The sequence below is a fragment of the Streptomyces sp. NPDC048734 genome, from assembly GCF_043198675.1.
GTDB lineage: Bacteria > Actinomycetota > Actinomycetes > Streptomycetales > Streptomycetaceae > Streptomyces.
Map to the genome: position 1 here is coordinate 670,456 of NZ_JBICUZ010000001.1, position 15,457 is coordinate 685,912.

At 70.0% G+C, this 15,457-nt stretch carries 14 protein-coding genes; 6 read left to right on the forward strand and 8 right to left on the reverse strand.

Annotation, left to right across the window (positions count from 1 at the left end; all coding sequences use genetic code 11):
* The first annotated feature begins 254 nt into the window (after positions 1-254).
* Positions 255-1,115, forward strand: a complete 861-nt coding sequence (locus tag ACGFQC_RS02915; RefSeq protein ID WP_363088068.1) for a MerR family transcriptional regulator — start codon at positions 255-257, stop codon at positions 1,113-1,115.
* A 283-nt stretch (positions 1,116-1,398) separates the two neighbouring features.
* Here the strand turns inward: ACGFQC_RS02915 and ACGFQC_RS02920 are convergent, their stop codons facing one another.
* A complete protein-coding gene (locus tag ACGFQC_RS02920) occupies positions 1,399-2,043 on the reverse strand; it encodes a dihydrofolate reductase family protein (protein ID WP_393287621.1) in 645 nt (214 codons plus the stop codon).
* 320 nt (positions 2,044-2,363) lie between these two features.
* Here ACGFQC_RS02920 and ACGFQC_RS02925 point away from each other — a divergent pair, with 320 nt between their 5' ends.
* The 4 genes from ACGFQC_RS02925 to ACGFQC_RS02940 all read left to right on the forward strand — a co-directional run bounded on the left by ACGFQC_RS02925 (position 2,364) and on the right by ACGFQC_RS02940 (position 5,122).
* Positions 2,364-2,696, forward strand: a complete 333-nt coding sequence (locus ACGFQC_RS02925; protein ID WP_363086940.1) for a hypothetical protein — start codon at positions 2,364-2,366, stop codon at positions 2,694-2,696.
* Positions 2,697-3,107: 411 nt separating this feature from the next.
* On the forward strand, positions 3,108-3,665 hold the full coding sequence (locus ACGFQC_RS02930) for a hypothetical protein (RefSeq protein WP_363086941.1): 558 nt from the start codon (positions 3,108-3,110) through the stop codon (positions 3,663-3,665).
* 79 nt (positions 3,666-3,744) lie between these two features.
* Positions 3,745-4,281 carry a hypothetical protein gene (locus tag ACGFQC_RS02935; protein WP_363086942.1) on the forward strand — a complete coding sequence of 179 codons (537 nt, stop codon included), beginning with the start codon at positions 3,745-3,747 and terminating at the stop codon, positions 4,279-4,281.
* 148 nt (positions 4,282-4,429) lie between these two features.
* Positions 4,430-5,122: an SMI1/KNR4 family protein gene (locus ACGFQC_RS02940; RefSeq protein ID WP_363086943.1), complete on the forward strand. Its 693-nt coding sequence runs from the start codon at positions 4,430-4,432 to the stop codon at positions 5,120-5,122.
* Between the two features lie 50 nt (positions 5,123-5,172).
* Here ACGFQC_RS02940 and ACGFQC_RS02945 read toward each other — a convergent pair whose 3' ends face one another.
* On the reverse strand, positions 5,173-5,940 hold the full coding sequence (locus tag ACGFQC_RS02945) for an intradiol ring-cleavage dioxygenase (protein WP_363086944.1): 768 nt from the start codon (positions 5,938-5,940) through the stop codon (positions 5,173-5,175).
* A 242-nt stretch (positions 5,941-6,182) separates the two neighbouring features.
* Between ACGFQC_RS02945 and ACGFQC_RS02950 the strand changes: the two genes are divergently transcribed.
* Positions 6,183-7,163 (forward strand): arabinan endo-1,5-alpha-L-arabinosidase, encoded by a 981-nt coding sequence (locus tag ACGFQC_RS02950; protein WP_363086945.1) that lies wholly within the window; start codon positions 6,183-6,185, stop codon positions 7,161-7,163.
* A 100-nt stretch (positions 7,164-7,263) separates the two neighbouring features.
* Here the strand turns inward: ACGFQC_RS02950 and ACGFQC_RS02955 are convergent, their stop codons facing one another.
* The 6 genes from ACGFQC_RS02955 to ACGFQC_RS02980 form a co-directional block, all read right to left on the reverse strand.
* Positions 7,264-8,949, reverse strand: a complete 1,686-nt coding sequence (locus tag ACGFQC_RS02955; RefSeq protein WP_363086946.1) for a histidinol-phosphate transaminase — start codon at positions 8,947-8,949, stop codon at positions 7,264-7,266.
* Between the two features lie 199 nt (positions 8,950-9,148).
* A complete protein-coding gene (locus ACGFQC_RS02960) occupies positions 9,149-10,318 on the reverse strand; it encodes an aldose epimerase family protein (protein WP_363086947.1) in 1,170 nt (389 codons plus the stop codon).
* Between the two features lie 60 nt (positions 10,319-10,378).
* On the reverse strand, positions 10,379-11,623 hold the full coding sequence (gene mmsB, locus ACGFQC_RS02965) for a multiple monosaccharide ABC transporter permease (RefSeq protein ID WP_363086948.1): 1,245 nt from the start codon (positions 11,621-11,623) through the stop codon (positions 10,379-10,381).
* The gene (gene mmsA, locus ACGFQC_RS02970) at positions 11,620-13,170 is read right to left on the reverse strand and encodes a multiple monosaccharide ABC transporter ATP-binding protein (RefSeq protein WP_363086949.1); all 1,551 of its coding nucleotides are present in this window, start codon (positions 13,168-13,170) and stop codon (positions 11,620-11,622) included. The genes mmsB and mmsA overlap by 4 nt, the downstream gene beginning before the upstream one ends.
* A gap of 32 nt (positions 13,171-13,202) precedes the next feature.
* Complete coding sequence (gene chvE, locus ACGFQC_RS02975) at positions 13,203-14,312, reverse strand: multiple monosaccharide ABC transporter substrate-binding protein (protein ID WP_363086950.1); 1,110 nt, start codon at positions 14,310-14,312, stop codon at positions 13,203-13,205.
* Between the two features lie 159 nt (positions 14,313-14,471).
* Complete coding sequence (locus tag ACGFQC_RS02980; protein WP_363086951.1) at positions 14,472-15,443, reverse strand: hypothetical protein; 972 nt, start codon at positions 15,441-15,443, stop codon at positions 14,472-14,474.
* Positions 15,444-15,457: the final 14 nt, after the last annotated feature.

Here is a 15,457-nt window from a genome sequence, read left to right on the forward strand (position 1 = left end):
CGACGGCCGGTCCACCACCCGCCTGTGACCAGGGACGCTGCCGCCCTGATGGCACTCGTCGATTGAATTCCCCACCCCGCAGGCTGTTCCCCAGGTCTGCCCGTCCGGTACGTCCTCTCTCCCCGTGCAGCGGTCCGTACGACTTTGATGGTGCGGGAGTACAGGCACGCGCCCCCACGACAGAGGGGTTTGCATGTGCCGTAGCGGCATGTGGTCCAGTAGGCGGCGAGCACGACATCGAGAGGTTCCCTCGCATGCCCCTTCCTGCGATTCCCCGCCGGGTCAAGATCGGTGACGCCGCCGCGTTCGCCGGGACCACACCCCGCGCCATCCGCCACTACCACGCCATCGGACTCCTCGACGAACCGGAACGCGGCAGCGATGACCGCCGCCGCTACGGATACGACGACATGGTCCGCCTGCTGTGGATCCGCAGGATGGCCGATGCGGGTATCTCCCTGGATGACATCCACGCCGCCTTCAAGGGCACCACCTGTATCGAGCAGTCCCTGGCCCGCCTGGAGGAGTCCCTCGCTTCCAGGGCTGCCGCCGTCGAGGCCCAGCGGGCCGCCGTGAACCGTCTCCGCGAGGTGGGCAGCCCCCTGGGCCTGCTCTCACCGCTGGTCACCGGCCGCCTGCGCGATCTACCGCCCGGAGCCCTGCGCTCCGCCGACCTCGACACCCTCCTGGTCACGGAGCGCATGTTCGGCCCTCTGGGCGCCGCTGTCCAGGCCGACCGGTTCATCGTCCTGGCCATCCACCCCGAGCTGCGGGCCGAGGAGGACCGACTGGCCGAGGCCGAGGCGGCCCTGGACGACGCCACGTCCCCCGACGACCCCCGCATCGAGGACCTGGCCGCCCAGCGATGTGATCACGAGACCGCCCTGGCGGCCGCCGTCGAAAGATCCGGCCTGGAAGAGGCCCTCGACGTCCTCCTGGACCGGGAGGACGAGCACGCCGGCGAGGAAGAAGACGGGGCGAGGACGAGCGTGGTGGAGGCCATCGGCAAGATGCCGTACGACTTCTCCCCGGCCCGCGTCCGGTACGAGGAACGTGTCATCGAACTGTTTCACTCGGCCGATCAGGACGGCGACAGGAACCCACGGACCTGCTGACTGGCGTCGGCGCCCGGAGCGAGCCCGACAAGAGCAGCCCGGAGTGGTGCGGCGCGAGTGTAACCCCGTTGCCCCCGGCGGCCGTTGGAATTGTGTGACGAAAACCGAAGAGTGCGCCGAGGGCACCTGATACGACAGCAACGGAACAAGTCCTCTGCGCCAGTACCCGGACGGCCGCCGCCCGCCGGACACCCGCCGCGCGGGCGCGCACGGTCGCGATCCGGCCGCGCCGGTACGGACGCCCGCCTCGCGGGCACGGCACGAACCCGGCCGGGCCCTCGCGTCACCTTCGCCAGAACAGGTGGTGCGTCACGCCGCTCGGGCTGGGTACGACCTCCCGGTGGAACCGGTCGAGCAGCTCGTCGGGGGAGTCCCACAGGCGCAGTCCGGACCCGAGTTTCACCGGCGAGACCGCCACGTGCAGGGTGTCGACGAGGTCGGCGTCGAGGAACTGCCGGACGGTGGTGATCCCGCCGCCGAGCCGGACGTCCTTGCCGCGCGCCGCTTCCCGCGCCCGTTCGAGGACCGTGGCCGGGCTGCCGTCGACGAAGTGGAACGTGGTGTCGGAGAGCGTGAACGACGGACGCTCGTGGTGGGTCATGACGAACACCGGCGTGCGGAACGGGGGCTCCTCGCCCCACCAGCCGCGCCAGTCGTGGTCCTGCCAGGGTCCTCGCTGGGGCCCGAACTTGTTGCGTCCCATGATCTCGGCACCGATGTCGCGCGCGAAGTCCCGCGTGAAGTAGTCGTCCAGGCCCCGGCTCCCCCCGGGGTCCGTGCGCATGGGCCAGCTCGCCGTGGCTCCGGCCCAGGCGAACAGCCTCTCGGGGTGATCGTGGCCGAACGGCCGCTCGGGACTCTGGTGCTCACCGGCCCCGATCCCGTCATTCGAGACGCAGAAGTTCATCACTCGCAGCAGTTGATCCACGGGTTTCCTCACCAGGTCCTGTCGTGCCGTCGTGCGGCGGGGTGCCGCACACCAAGACGTCGAACGGGGAGCGGCCGGATCGACAGCCGCCGACAACTTTCTCCAGGGCGCGTCCGGAAGTCCACGAACCGCGGCCACCGCGGCCACCGCGGCTCCGAGGCGAAGCTCGGCAGAGCCTGTGCGAGCCCGTGCGTCCGGTCGGCGGGCCGCTCCGCTCGGTCGGGCGCGGAGCCCGGACGGCGTACTCCCGCATGCAGAACCGGGCCGGCGCTGATGCAGTGGCACATGTCGCTTGTCCCCCAGAACCCTGGAGAACAGTCATGATGTCTTTCCGTCGGGCCGTCACGGCCACCGCTCTGGCAGTCGCCGCCGTGACGGCGAGCGCCGGTGTCGCTTCGGCTTACGGCCAGGACACCGAGCACCACCGGAGTGACGGGATCACCCAGGAGGTGCTGAACGCCCAGTGCAACGACCTCACCAGCCAGTTCGGCGCGGTCAACGTCAACCAGGGCCCGGTGTGCATCGACTTCGGCTCCGGCGACGGTGAGTACCGGGAGTCCGACACGGGCGAGACGAGTATCGCGTGCAACTCGGCCGTCACGCAGATCGGCCTGGTGAACGTCAACCAGGGCCCGGTGTGCATCCGCTTCTGAGCCGCCGGTGACCGCCTCCCCCGGCGGCGTCCGGTGCTCCGGACGCGGCAGCCGTGTCGGCTTCGGCCCACGGCTCTGCCGCGTCCGGGACACCGGATCTCGGGGGGAGAGAGAAAGACGGTCGGGCGGCGGTCGCGCGGCCAGCGTCGGCGCTTTCGCCGGGGCACCGCGCTCATCGACGAGGGGACGCTGATCCCCACGTGAGCGCGGATCGCCCCACACCGTCACGGCACTGATCCCCATGTCCGTCGGTCGGCAGGAGGCGGAGCCCCGGCTTCCGACGGCGGCGGCTGCGTCGGGTGCGACGGAATCGCCTCCGGGAAACTCTTTCGGTATTTATAGGTTTAAAATACGCATAACAGGAGAGTTCGACAATCAAGGCATGCCGTTCCCGTGAGGGGGTCGTGTCCGATGTCGACAGGGACGCTTCTTCTGGTTGTCATCGCCGCCGTGCTGGTCGTCGCGGTGATCGCCGTGGCGGCTTCGATGCTCATGCGCCGCCGCAAACTCCGCGAGCGCTTCGGTCCGGAGTACGACCGGACCATGGAGAACGCCGACAGCCGTAGCGCCGCCGAGCGCGAACTCAGGGAGCGCGAGAAACGGCACGACTCCCTGGACCTCAAGCCGCTGGACGGCGCCACCCGTGACCGCTACGCCCGGGAGTGGAACGGCGTCCAGGAGGAGTTCGTGGATCGCCCGGAGGACGCCGTGCACGACGCGGACCGCCTGGTGACGTCGCTCATGCGGGAGCGCGGCTATCCGACGCAGGACTTCGACCAACGGCTCAAGGACCTGTCGGTCGAGCACGGCCGGACGCTGGAGCACTACCGCGCCGCCCATGACGTGGACGAGCTCAGCACCCGGCACCAGGCGACCACCGAGCAGCTGCGGGGCGCCATGGTGCACTACCGCTCGCTGTTCGACGAGTTGCTCTCCGACAACGGCCAGTCCCGGCGGGCCACCGCCTGAGCACCGGCCCCTGCCCGACACTCGTTCCCGTGGATTCCCGTCCCACCGGGCCTTCCGGCGCCCGGGGAACGGAGGAGAGATGCAACGCGATCCCGTACCAGGCCCCGGCGGCGACAGCTCCGCATCCGCCGCTTTCGCTCGTCCCGGCAGCCCGACGGCCGGGGAGACGCCGGACGCGCAGGGTGGCGTTCCGACCTTCCCGGGCGACAGCGCACCCACCGCCGACCCGCCCGTGGAGCGCGGGGAGGGATTCGGCGGCTCCCCCGACGCCCCACCCGCATCCACGGACGCCGACCCCGTTGCGCAGGATCGTGGTGGAGGGGGGAGCGACACCGGCGAGGACGATGCTCAGCAGCTCATCAGCCCAGGGGACGAGGAAACCTTCCGCGGGCGCTGGCAGGAGGTCCAGAACAGGTTCGTCGACGACCCCCGCGGCGCCGTGGACACCGCGGACGCCCTCGTGTCGGACCTCATGCGGCAGCTGACCGCGACGTTCACCGACCACAAGCGCCGGCTCGAGGACCAGTGGAACAAGGGCGAGCAGGCCGACACCGAGGCCCTGCGGATCGCCCTGCACCACTACCGCTCCTTCTTCAACCGCCTGCTCGGCGGCTAGTAGCGCTTCGTCGGGTTCTCAGTCCGGGTTCTGTTGCGGGGCACACGTCGGCCCCACCGGCCACGGCGCAGGGCGGCGCGTCCCGGGCACCGGCCCTCCTCGGGAAAATCCCGTGCCGGTGCGGTGCGCGTCTCTCTACCGTGTGCCCATGAGCGAGGACATGTGGGCGGGAGTGCGGGAGCGGGTGCTGCGAATTGCCGAACACCCGCAAGCCGAGAAGGTCTTCGGGACGCGGGGGCACGGCTTCCGCCTTGGCCCGGTCATGGACGAGGAACAGCTCCGGTCGCTGGAGTCGGCCCTGGGCACCGGTCTGCCCGCGCAGTACCGCGGCTTCCTGCTCCACGTCGGACGAGGGGGAGCAGGCCCTCACTACGGCCTGATGACACCGGTCTTGAAGGACGGCGGGTGGCAGTGGCGCGGCGTCGGGCTCGCCTACCCGGGGCAGCCGACCACCGCCGAGTTCGCCGGACGGCCCTTCGCGGCCGAGGCGTTGCAGAGCGAGCTGGACGCGCTCGACGCACAGGAGCCCGAGCGGGACGCCTTCCCGACCGAGGAGGCGTTCCGCCGCGCGCACGCGGCCTGGGACGCGCGCTACGAGGAGCTGTACGACGCCCAGGAGGCGGGCGCGGTGTTCCTCGCCGAGCAGGGCTGCGGCTACACGTCGCTGCTGGTCATGACGGGCCCGCACCGGGGCGCCGTCTGGGAGGACCTCAGACCGATGGACCGGGGGATCGAGCCGACCGGGCACGACTTCGCCCGGTGGTACCGCGCATGGCTGGAGCGCACCGAGCAGCAACTCGGCATCACACCGGCCGCATCGGCCTCCGGGGCCGATGCCTGACCGCCCGCCGACCGGGCGCCGCCGTATCCGCGGCGGCGCCCGGCGCGGGGTCAGCGTTCGACGCCCAGGGTGAGCGTCCCGGTGTAGCCCGCGGCGGGGGTGCCGCCCAGGGCGGTGAGGGTGAGCAGGCCCGAGGCGGCGCCGCCCTCGTCGTAGATGGAGTCCTGGGCGAGGGTGGTGCGGGTGACCGTGTTCGTCGAGTACGGCGAGACGCGCGCGACCGCTGTCGTGACCGTCTCGCTGAAGAAGAGCTGGCCCGTGTGGAGCTCCTGACCGCCGGTGAAGGAGCCGTCCGAGGTCAGGGTGACGTTCGTGTGGACCTTGACGTGGATGTGGACGCAGCGGCCCCGGTACCAGCCCGGGTAGACGGTCGTGATCGCCGCGACGCCGCGGGCGTCGGTGAGCACGCCGCCGCGCAGGAAGGTGCCGCTGTCGGGCTCGTCGTGGCCGTTGTTGCCGACGAAGCCGGAGTACTCGCCGAGCGCGTCGGCGTGCCACAGCTCGACCAGGGCGCCCGGGAGCGGCACGCAGGTGTCGTCGTCGACGACGGTGAGGTTCAGCTTCAGCGGGATGCCCGCCTTGCCTTCGGTGATGTCGGCGCGGACGTACTGTCCGTCGAGGTAGTAGGGCCCTTCGGTCATCTCCTTCGTGAGGGTGCACACGGCCGCCGCGGCCACGGGGGCGGTGTCCGGCGCGGCCGGCGCTTCGGGGGATGCGGCGGCCGCGCCCACGGCCAGGGTCGCCGCGGTGGCGCCGGTGGCGATCAGCACGGCCCGGCGCCCGACGGGGTGATGGGGTGTACCCGAGGTGTCTGTCATGAGCACGGCACCGTAGGGAGCGTTCCTGTCGGCGGGCTGTCAGTTGGGCAAAGTGACGGTCCGTCAAGTCACTTGCAGGACAGGGGTTCCGGCGGCCGCTCGGCGGTGCGGGAGTTCTCGCAAGGGTTTCGGCGGCCGCGCGGACCATTGACGCGCAAGGGGTTCGATTCTACGGTCCCGTCCGACGACGCGACTGTCGTTCGACATCTCGGACGACGCACCCCCACCGAAGGAGCGTCCGCATGAGCCGCATCCCCCGCATCCCCCGCAGGGCCACCCTGCTGGCCGTCCCGGCCGCGGTGATGCTCGCCCTGACCCCCACCACCGCCTCCGCCTACCCCAACCCCGGCACGGTCACCGGGTCCACGGTCGTCCACGACCCGACGATGATCCGCACCTCCGCCGGCCGGTACCTCCTCTACGCCACCGGCGGCGGCCTGTCCCACCGCACCTCCACCGACCGCATCGCCTTCGGCGCGGGCGGCGACGCCTTCGCCACGAAGCCGGGCTGGTGGTCCTCGTACGGGGCGACCGAGGCCTGGGCGCCCGACATCTCCTACCAGGGCGGCAAGTACCTGATGTACTACGCCGTCTCCACCTTCGGCTCCAACAGGTCCGCCATCGGCCTGGCCGGCTCGACCACCGGACTGCCCGGCTCCTGGAGCGACTACGGGACCGTCTACACCTCCACCACCTCCAGCGACCACAACGCCATCGACCCCAACCTCTTCGTCGACGACGACGGAAAGTGGTGGCTTTCCTTCGGCAGTTGGTGGACGGGCCTGAAGATGATCCAGATCGACCCGGCCACGGGGAAGCAGCTGTCGGGCAACACCACCCGCTACTCCCTCGCCTCCCGCCCGACCGGGACCAAGGCCGTCGAGGCGCCGTACGTCGTCAAGCGCAACGGCTACTACTACCTCTTCGCCTCGTACGACACCTGCTGCGCCGGCACCGGCTCCACCTACAAGGTCAAGGTCGGCCGCGCCACCGGCGTCACCGGGCCGTACTACGACAAGAACGGCGTCGCGCTCATGAACAACGGCGGCACGCCGGTCCTGGAGTCGCACGGGCGCTACATCGGCCCCGGCGGCCAGTCGATCATGAAGGACACCGACGGCGACCTGATCGTCTACCACTACTACGACGGCAACGACAACGGCACCCCGAAACTCGGCATCAACCTCCTGAACTGGAGCAGCGGATGGCCCGTCGCCTACTGACCCCCGTCCAAGGAGGCGCCGCCCCTCGGACGGGAGGGCTGGAACCGGGGCCGGTGCCCACCTGCCACCCGACCGGGTGAGTTGAGGACCGAGGGCCGGGTCAGCCCGCCTGGCCCATTCCGGCCGGACTGGGCCAGCTCTGGGCGTTCGGCCACCCCGTCGTCGCCGCGGGCGACAACCCGTTCGTGCCCCGCACCTGCGCGGCCGTCAGGCCGCCGCGGGCCGGCACCCCCGGCGGGGTCGGCCCACCGGGTCCGCCCATCGGCCCGGCGGCCGGCGCGGTCGGCAGGGGCGCGGCCATGGGCGCCGGGGCCGGAGCAGACGGCGGCACCTGCATCGGCGGCGGCACCGGTGCCATGGAGGCCGCCGCGGCCGCCGCGGGCACGGGTGCGGGCGCAGGCGCAGGCATGGGCGCGGGCATCGGTGCCGGCGTCGGAACCGACTGCGGGAACACCTGCGCCGCGGCCGGCACCGGCACCGGCATCTGCGCGGGCGGCGCGGCCGGCGCGGGCGCGGGCATGGGCATCGGCGCCCCGCCCCCCAAAGCCTGCGCCTGCGCCGCGAGCCCCTGCACGCCCGCCCCGTTCGTCGCTCCCACCAGCCGGTCCACCGCCGCCGTACCCGAGCTGTAGGAGGTCCCGTTGCCCGGCTCCGGTACGGCGGCTCCCCTCCTGGTCCCGTAGAGCACCTGTTCCAGGCCGGACACCAGGCGACGTACGTCCACCTGGGGGCGCACCACGAGCCGCAGGAAGCGGCTGGAGGAACCGATCTTGTTGCCGCACTCGCGGACCAGGATCCGGTGCTCGGTGAGCAGCCGGTCGCGCACGACCGTCCCCTCGGCGCCGACGGGAAGGCGGACGAAGAGGAAGTTCCCCTGGGAGGGGTACACGGTCAGGCCGGGCAGCGCGGAGAGCTGGCTGGCCATGTCGAGGCGGTCACGGCGCACCTGCATCAGGCTCTGCGCGTACTCGGGGCCGTGCTCCCTCAGCATGAACACCACGTGCTCGGCGAAGGAGTTGAGGTTCCACTTGGGCAGCATGGAGCGGACGCGGCCGGCCAGGGCCGGGTTGGCGACGAGGTAGCCGAAGCGGATGCCGTGCAGGCCGAAGTTCTTGCCGAGGCTGCGCAGGACGATGACGTTCGGGCGGAGCATCGCCTCCTGGACCACCGAGGGTTCGCTCTCCGCGTCGGCGAACTCCAGGAACGACTCGTCGATGACGATCAGGTCCAGGTCGGCCATCGCGTCCATGAACTGCACGACGGCGTGCTTGTGCAGGAACCCGCCGTCGGGGTTGTTGGGGTTGCAGATGACGGCGACACGGGTGCCGCGCGCGCGGATGAACTCGGCGTACTGCGCGAGGTCCAGGGCGAAGCCGCTGGACTCCTGGAGCGGGAACATGTCGACCCGCTTGCCGGTCTCCATGGGCTGGTCGGTCCAGCGGCCGAAGGTGGGGACGGGGACGGCGAGGGACTCGCGCACCAGCAGGTGGTCGATCCAGGTGATCAGCTCGGTGGAGCCGTTGCCCATCGCGACGGCCTGCGGCGGGAGCTGGAGCAGGCTGCACAGCTCGGCGGTGATCGTGTCGGCGCTGCTCGGGTAGTACGTGATGATGTCCCGCAGCCGGGCCGACATGTCGTCGAACATCTGCGGCGTGGGGAAGTACGGGTTGCAGGGGATGCAGAAGTCCACCGGGCCGCCCCCGTCGCCGCCCTCCCGCGTCAGCGCCGCCATCGACGGGCTGTGCGCGGCGGTGCTGCGGAACAACGAGGTGACGTTGTCGGCCATGGAACCTCCGTATGGGGCGGGCCCGGCGGGGACGACCGGGCCCGTCGTCATGTGGGTGGCCCGCGCGGGGGAGCGCGGGCCACCTCTTCATACGGACACTGCGGTGGCGGTGTTCAACCGCCGGGGAACCGGGGGGAAAATGTGTGCCGGCTGTGAAGACGCGGCCACCGGCCGGGGGCGGACCCCCGGTGACGGCGCGTCAGCGGCCGAACGAGTGGACCGTCGTCGACCGGTACGTCCGCCCCGGCCGCAGCACCGTCGAGGGGAACGACGGCTTGTTCGGCGAGTCCGGGAAGTGCTGCGTCTCCAGGCAGAGCGCGTCGCCCTGGCGGTAGACGGTGCCGCCGCTGCCGACGAGCGTGCCGTCGAGGAAGTTGCCCGAGTAGAACTGCAGGCCGGGCTCGGTGGTGGAGATCGTCATCGTGCGGCCCGAGGACGGGTCGCGCAGGGTGGCCACCGGCACGGGACGGGCCGTGATCCCCTTGTCGAGGACCCAGTTGTGGTCGAAGCCCTGGCCGTACAGCACCTGCTGGTGGGCCACCCGGATGTCCTCGCCCACGCTCTTGGCGCGGCGGAAGTCGAAGGGGGTGCCGGCCACCCTCGCCAGCTCGCCGGTGGGGATCAGCCCCGGGTCGACGGGCGTGTAGCGCGAGCCGGCGATCCTCAGCCGGTGGTCGTGGATCGAGCCGCTGTTCTCACCGGCGAGGTTCCAGTAGACGTGGCTGGTCAGGTTGACGACGGTGGCCTTGTCGGTGGTGGCCTCGTAGTCGACGCGCCAGTCGCCGTGCCGGGTGAGGGTGTAGGTGACCTTCACCCGGAGCGTGCCGGGGTAGCCCATCTCCCCGTCGGCGCTCGTGTGGTGCAGGCGCAGGCCGACGTCCGATCCCCTGGTGAACGGCTCGACGTCCCACACCCGCTTGTCGAAGCCCTTGGATCCACCGTGCAGGGTGTTCTCGCCGTCGTTGACGTCGATCTGGTGGGCCGTGCCGTCCAGAGTGAAGCGGCCCTTGCCGATCCGGTTGCCGAAGCGGCCGATCAGCGCGCCGAAGTACGGCGACTTCGCGACGTAGTCCTCGAGGTCGTCGAAGCCGAGGGAGACGTTCGCGTGCCGGCCGTGCCGGTCGGGGATCTCCAGCGACTGGACGATGCCGCCGTAGGAGAGGACCTTCAGGCGCGTGCCGCCGTTGGCCAGGGACCAGCTGTGCACCTCGGTGCCGTCGGCGAGGGTGCCGAACAGCCTCTTCGACGGCGCTCTGCCGCCGGTGGGGTGAGCGGTGCCGCCGGTGGCGTGTGCCGTGCCGCCGAGCGTGCTCGCGGCGATGCCCGCGGCCGCGGCTCCCGCGATGACCGTGCGTCGGTTCAGTTCCATGTGCGGCTCCCTTGATAGGGGTGGGCCCCGCCGGCTGCTCCGGCGGGGCCCGGACCCGACTTACGAACCGGACTTGCGCTTGTTCCACACGTCGAACCCGACCGCGGCCAGCAGGGCGAGGCCCTTGATGACCTGTTGCCAGTCGGTGCCGACGCTCAGGAGGTTCATGCCGTTGTTCAGCACACCGAGGACGAGACCGCCGATGATCGCGCCGAGGACGGTTCCGACACCGCCGCTCATGGACGCGCCACCGATGAACGCCGATGCGATGGCCTCGAGTTCGTAGTTCAGGCCCGCCTTCGGAGAGGCCGCGTTGAGGCGGGCGGCGACCACCAGACCCGCCAGGGCCGCGAGCACGCCCATGTTCAGGAAGACGTAGAAGGTGACCTTCTTGTCCTTGACACCGGACAGCTTCGCGGCCGGCAGGTTGCCGCCGATCGCGTAGATGTGCCGGCCGAAGATCGAGTTGCGCATCACGTAGCCGTAGCCGACCACCAGCAGGCCCAGGATGATCAGCACGATCGGGGCGCCCTTGTAGCTGGCGAGCAGCAGGGTCACCACGAGCAGCGCGGAGACGATCGCGACGAGCTTCAGCAGGAAGATGTTGCGCGGCAGGATCTCCAGCGAGAACTCCTGCTGGCGCTTGCGGTCCCGGATCTCCTGGAGGACCACGAAGACGATCAGGACGGCACCCAGCAGCAGGGTGAGGTTGTGGTAGTTGGTCTCGGGGCCGGTCTCCGGCAGGAAGCCGTTGCCGATCTTCTGCAGGCCGCCGGGGAAGGGACCGAGGGTCTGCCCCTCCAGCAGGATCTCCGTGACACCGCGGAAGGTCAGCATCCCGGCGAGGGTGACGATGAACGACGGTATGCCGAGGTAGGCGATGAAGAATCCCTGCACCGAGCCCGCCACGGCGCCCACGACCAGGCACAGCACCACGGCGACGGGCCAGGAGACGTCGTGCTGCACCGTCAGTACGGCCGCGAAGGCGCCGACGAACGCGGTCAGCGAACCGACCGACAGGTCGATGTGGCCCGCGATGATGACCAGCATCATGCCGATCGCGAGGATCAGGATGTAGCTGTTCTGCAGCACCAGGTTGGAGACGTTGCGCGGCAGCAGCAGGTCGCCGTCGGTCCACACCGCGAACAGCGCCACGATCAGGCCGAGGGCGATCAGCATGCCGTACTGGCGCATGTTGCGGCGCATGCCGTCCAGCACCAGCTGGAGCAGGCCCCCGCCCGCCGCGCCCCCGCTCTTGCCGGGCGGCGCGGGGGCCGGGCTCTTGGCGGTCACATCCGTGCTCATCGGGTTACCTCTTTGTCCTTCGTCATCTGACGCATCAGCGATTCCTGCGTGGCCTCGGCACGCGGGAACTCACCCGTCAGCCGCCCCGCGGCCATCGTGTAGATGCGGTCGCACATGCCGAGCAGCTCCGGCAGCTCGGAGGAGATGAAGACGACCGCCTTGCCCTCGGCCGCCAGCTTGTCGATGACCGTGTAGATCTCGTACTTGGCGCCCACGTCGATGCCGCGCGTGGGCTCGTCCAGGATCAGCACGTCGGGCCCCGCGAAGATCCACTTGCTGAGGACGACCTTCTGCTGGTTGCCGCCCGACAGCTTGCCCACCGGCTCGAAGACGGTCGGCGCCTTGATGTTCATGGACTTGCGGTACCGCTCGGCGACCTGCCGCTCCTCGTGCTCGTCGACCACACCGCGCCTGGCGACCTTGCCCAGCGCGCTGAGCGAGATGTTGCGGTTGATGGTGTCGATGAGGTTGAGGCCGTAGTGCTTGCGGTCCTCGGTCACGTACGCGATCCCGTGCTTGACCGCCTCCGGGACGGTCTTGGTGCGGATCTCCGCGCCGTCCTTGAGCACCGTGCCGGCGGCGTGCCGGCCGTACGTCCGCCCGAAGACGCTCATCGCGAGTTCGGTGCGGCCGGCGCCCATCAGGCCCGCGATGCCGACGATCTCCCCGCGCCGCACGTGGATCGACACGTCGTCGACCACCTTGCGCTGCTGGTCGATCGGGTGGTGCACGGTCCAGTTGCGGATCTCCAGGGCCGGGGCCGCGCCCTGCTCGGCCTCGTGCGGGGTCCGCTCGGGGAAGCGGTGGTCCAGGTCGCGGCCCACCATCGCGGAGATGATGCGGTCCTCGGTGGTGTCCGCGGCCTTCACGTCGAGGGTCTCGATGGACCGCCCGTCGCGGATGATCGTCACCGAGTCGGCGACCTTGCGGATCTCGTTCAGCTTGTGGGAGATGATGATCGAGGTGATGCCCTGGTTCTTCAACTCCAGGATCAGGTCGAGGAGTTTGCCGCTGTCCTCGTCGTTGAGAGCCGCGGTCGGCTCGTCGAGGATGAGCAGCTTCACCTCCTTCGACAGCGCCTTGGCGATCTCCACCAGCTGCTGCTTGCCCACGCCGATGTCGGCGACGCGGGTCTCGGGGTGGTCGCTCAGACCGACCCGGCGCAGCAGCTCGGAGGCGTGCCGCAGGGTCTGGTTCCAGTCGATCAGCCCGCGCTTGGCGTGCTCGTTGCCGAGGAAGATGTTCTCCGCCAGCGACAGGAACGGCACCAGCGCCAGCTCCTGGTGGATGATCACGATGCCGTGCTGCTCGCTCGCCCTGATGTCCTTGAAGTGGCAGACCTCTCCCTCGAAGAGGATCTCGCCCTCGTAACTTCCGTGCGGATGGACGCCGGAGAGCACCTTCATCAAGGTGGACTTGCCGGCGCCGTTCTCCCCGCAGATGGCGTGGACCTCGCCCTGCCGGACGGTCAGTGAGACGTCCGACAGCGCCTTGACGCCGGGAAAGGTCTTGACGATCGAGCGCATTTCCAGGACGGGTCCCGCCATGGTCGTGCCTTCCAATCCTTAGGGGGCGGGGGCTACTTGAGCTGGTCGGCCGTGTAGTAGCCGCCGTCGACCAGGACCTTCTGGTAGTTGGTCTTGTCGACGCTGACCGGCTCCAGCAGGTAGGCCGGGACGACCTTGGCGCCGTTGTCGTAGGTCTTGGTGTCGTTGACCTCGGGCTCCTTGTCGTTCAGGACCGCGTCGACCATGTTGGAGGCGACCTTGGCCAGTTCGCGCAGGTCCTTGTAGACGGTCTGCGTCTGCTCGCCGGCGATGATCGACTTCACCGAGGCCAGCTCGGCGTCCTGGCCGGTGAGGACCGGCAGCGGCTTGTTCGCGGAGCCGTAGTTGTCCGACTTCAGCGCCGACAGGATGCCGATGGAGATGCCGTCGTACGGGGAGAGGACCGCGTCGACCTTCTCGGTCTTGTACGACTTGGTCAGGATGTCGTCCATGCGGCGCTGGGCGGTGGCGCCGTCCCAGCGCAGGGTGGTCACCTGGGTGAGCTGGGTCTGGCCCGACCGCACCACGAGCTTCTTGCTGTCGATGTACGGCTGGAGCACGCTCATCGCGCCGTTGAAGAAGTACTTGGTGTTGTTGTCGTCGTTGGAGCCGGCGAACAGCTCGATGTTGAAGGGGCCCTTGCCGCTCTTCAGGCCGAGCTTGTCGACGATGTAGTTCGCCTGCAGCTCGCCGACCTTGGAGTTGTCGAAGGAGGCGTAGTAGCTGACGTTCTCGCTGCCGAGGATCAGGCGGTCGTAGGAGATGACCGGGATGTCCGCGTCCTTGGCCTGCTGGAGCACGTTGTCGAGCGACTTGTTGTCGATCGCCGCGACGATCAGCGCCTCGACGCCCTGCGCGATCAGGTTCTCGATCTGCGAGACCTGCTGGTCGGGCTTGTCCTCGCCGTAGACCAGCTTGGTCTTGTAGCCCTTGGCCTGGAGGTCCTTCTCCACGTTCTTGCCGTCGGAGATCCAGCGCTCGGAGGACTTGGTCGGCATCGCGATGCCGATCGTGCCGCCCTTGGCGTCGCCGCTCTTGTTCTCCTCGCTGCCGCCCTCGCCGCTCTGGCCGCAGGCGGACAGGGTCAGGGCGAGGGAGGCGGCGCCGGCGACGGCGGCGAGTGCGGCTCTGCGGTTACCCATGATCATCATCCTTGATGTGTGTGCAGGGTTCGGTGTGCAGGGACTCGGTCTGTCTCGCGGTGCGACGGCGCTCCCGGCAGGTTCCCCGAAGACCGAGAAAGGGGTGTGTGGGATTCTGCGCGCCTGTGTCGTCTTCTGTGAAGCAGGGTTTCCGTAACGTTATGACTGGATGTCGAACCTGTTGAGTTCGCCGGGCAGCCGGGAGCCGAGCGGTGCCATGTCCCCGTCCGCCCCGTGCCGCGCCAGCAGGTCGAGGGCCAGCCGGCCGCGCCGCACCCGCTCCTTCGCGGTGGACAGCGTCACCTCGCGCAGGTGGTGGCCGTACGGGTAGATGGCGGGGGCCTTGGAGAGGCCGAACTTCAGGTACAGCGGTGCGCCGCGCCGGATCAGCTCGGCGACCTCGTACATCCGCACGTACCCGCCGAGATCGTCGGGGGCCTCGATGTACATGTCCATGGGAGCGGCGGACACCCGCCGGATCTCGGTGAGGTGATCGAGCGTCAGGTCGCTGGGCACGTTGACCGAGTCGGCGCCCAGCCGCTCGTAGACCGCGTAGGCGGCCGGGTTGACGGGGCCGATCAGCGCCGAGACCTTGAGCGTGGTGTCGGCCGGGATGAGGCCGGCCGTCCGCGCCCGGTGCAGCGTCCACAACACGCCCTCGTCGGCGACGAGGAGGCACTTGACGCCCAACTCCGTTGCCCGCACGGCGTCTTCGACGCATCCGGCGACCGCGTCGTGGCCGCGGGCCCGCAGGCCCCCACCGCGCGAGTCGGTACGCGTCGAGCCCCCGATGTCCCACGTGCCGCGCGGACCCGTGAACAGGCACAGCTCGATGTCGCGTTCGTTCGTCGCGTCGACCATCTCGGTGATCTCGGCGTCGGTCAGCATCCACACGCCGCTGCCCTGGCTGATCCGGTGGATCGGCACGTCGAGCCGTGAGGCCTCCTTCAGGACGACGCCCAGCGCCTCGGGACCCTCGCACGAGGGGATCTCGGTGCGCCAGCGGCCGCCGCCCGGGAAGGAGTGGGTGGAGGTGTCGGCGGGGTCCGGGGCGGGCGCGCCCAGTCCGAGCGCGGTGAGCACCTGCTCACCGGGTCGACGGGCGGCCGTAGCGGAAGCGTCGGTCGTCACAAGCTGTCCTTCGT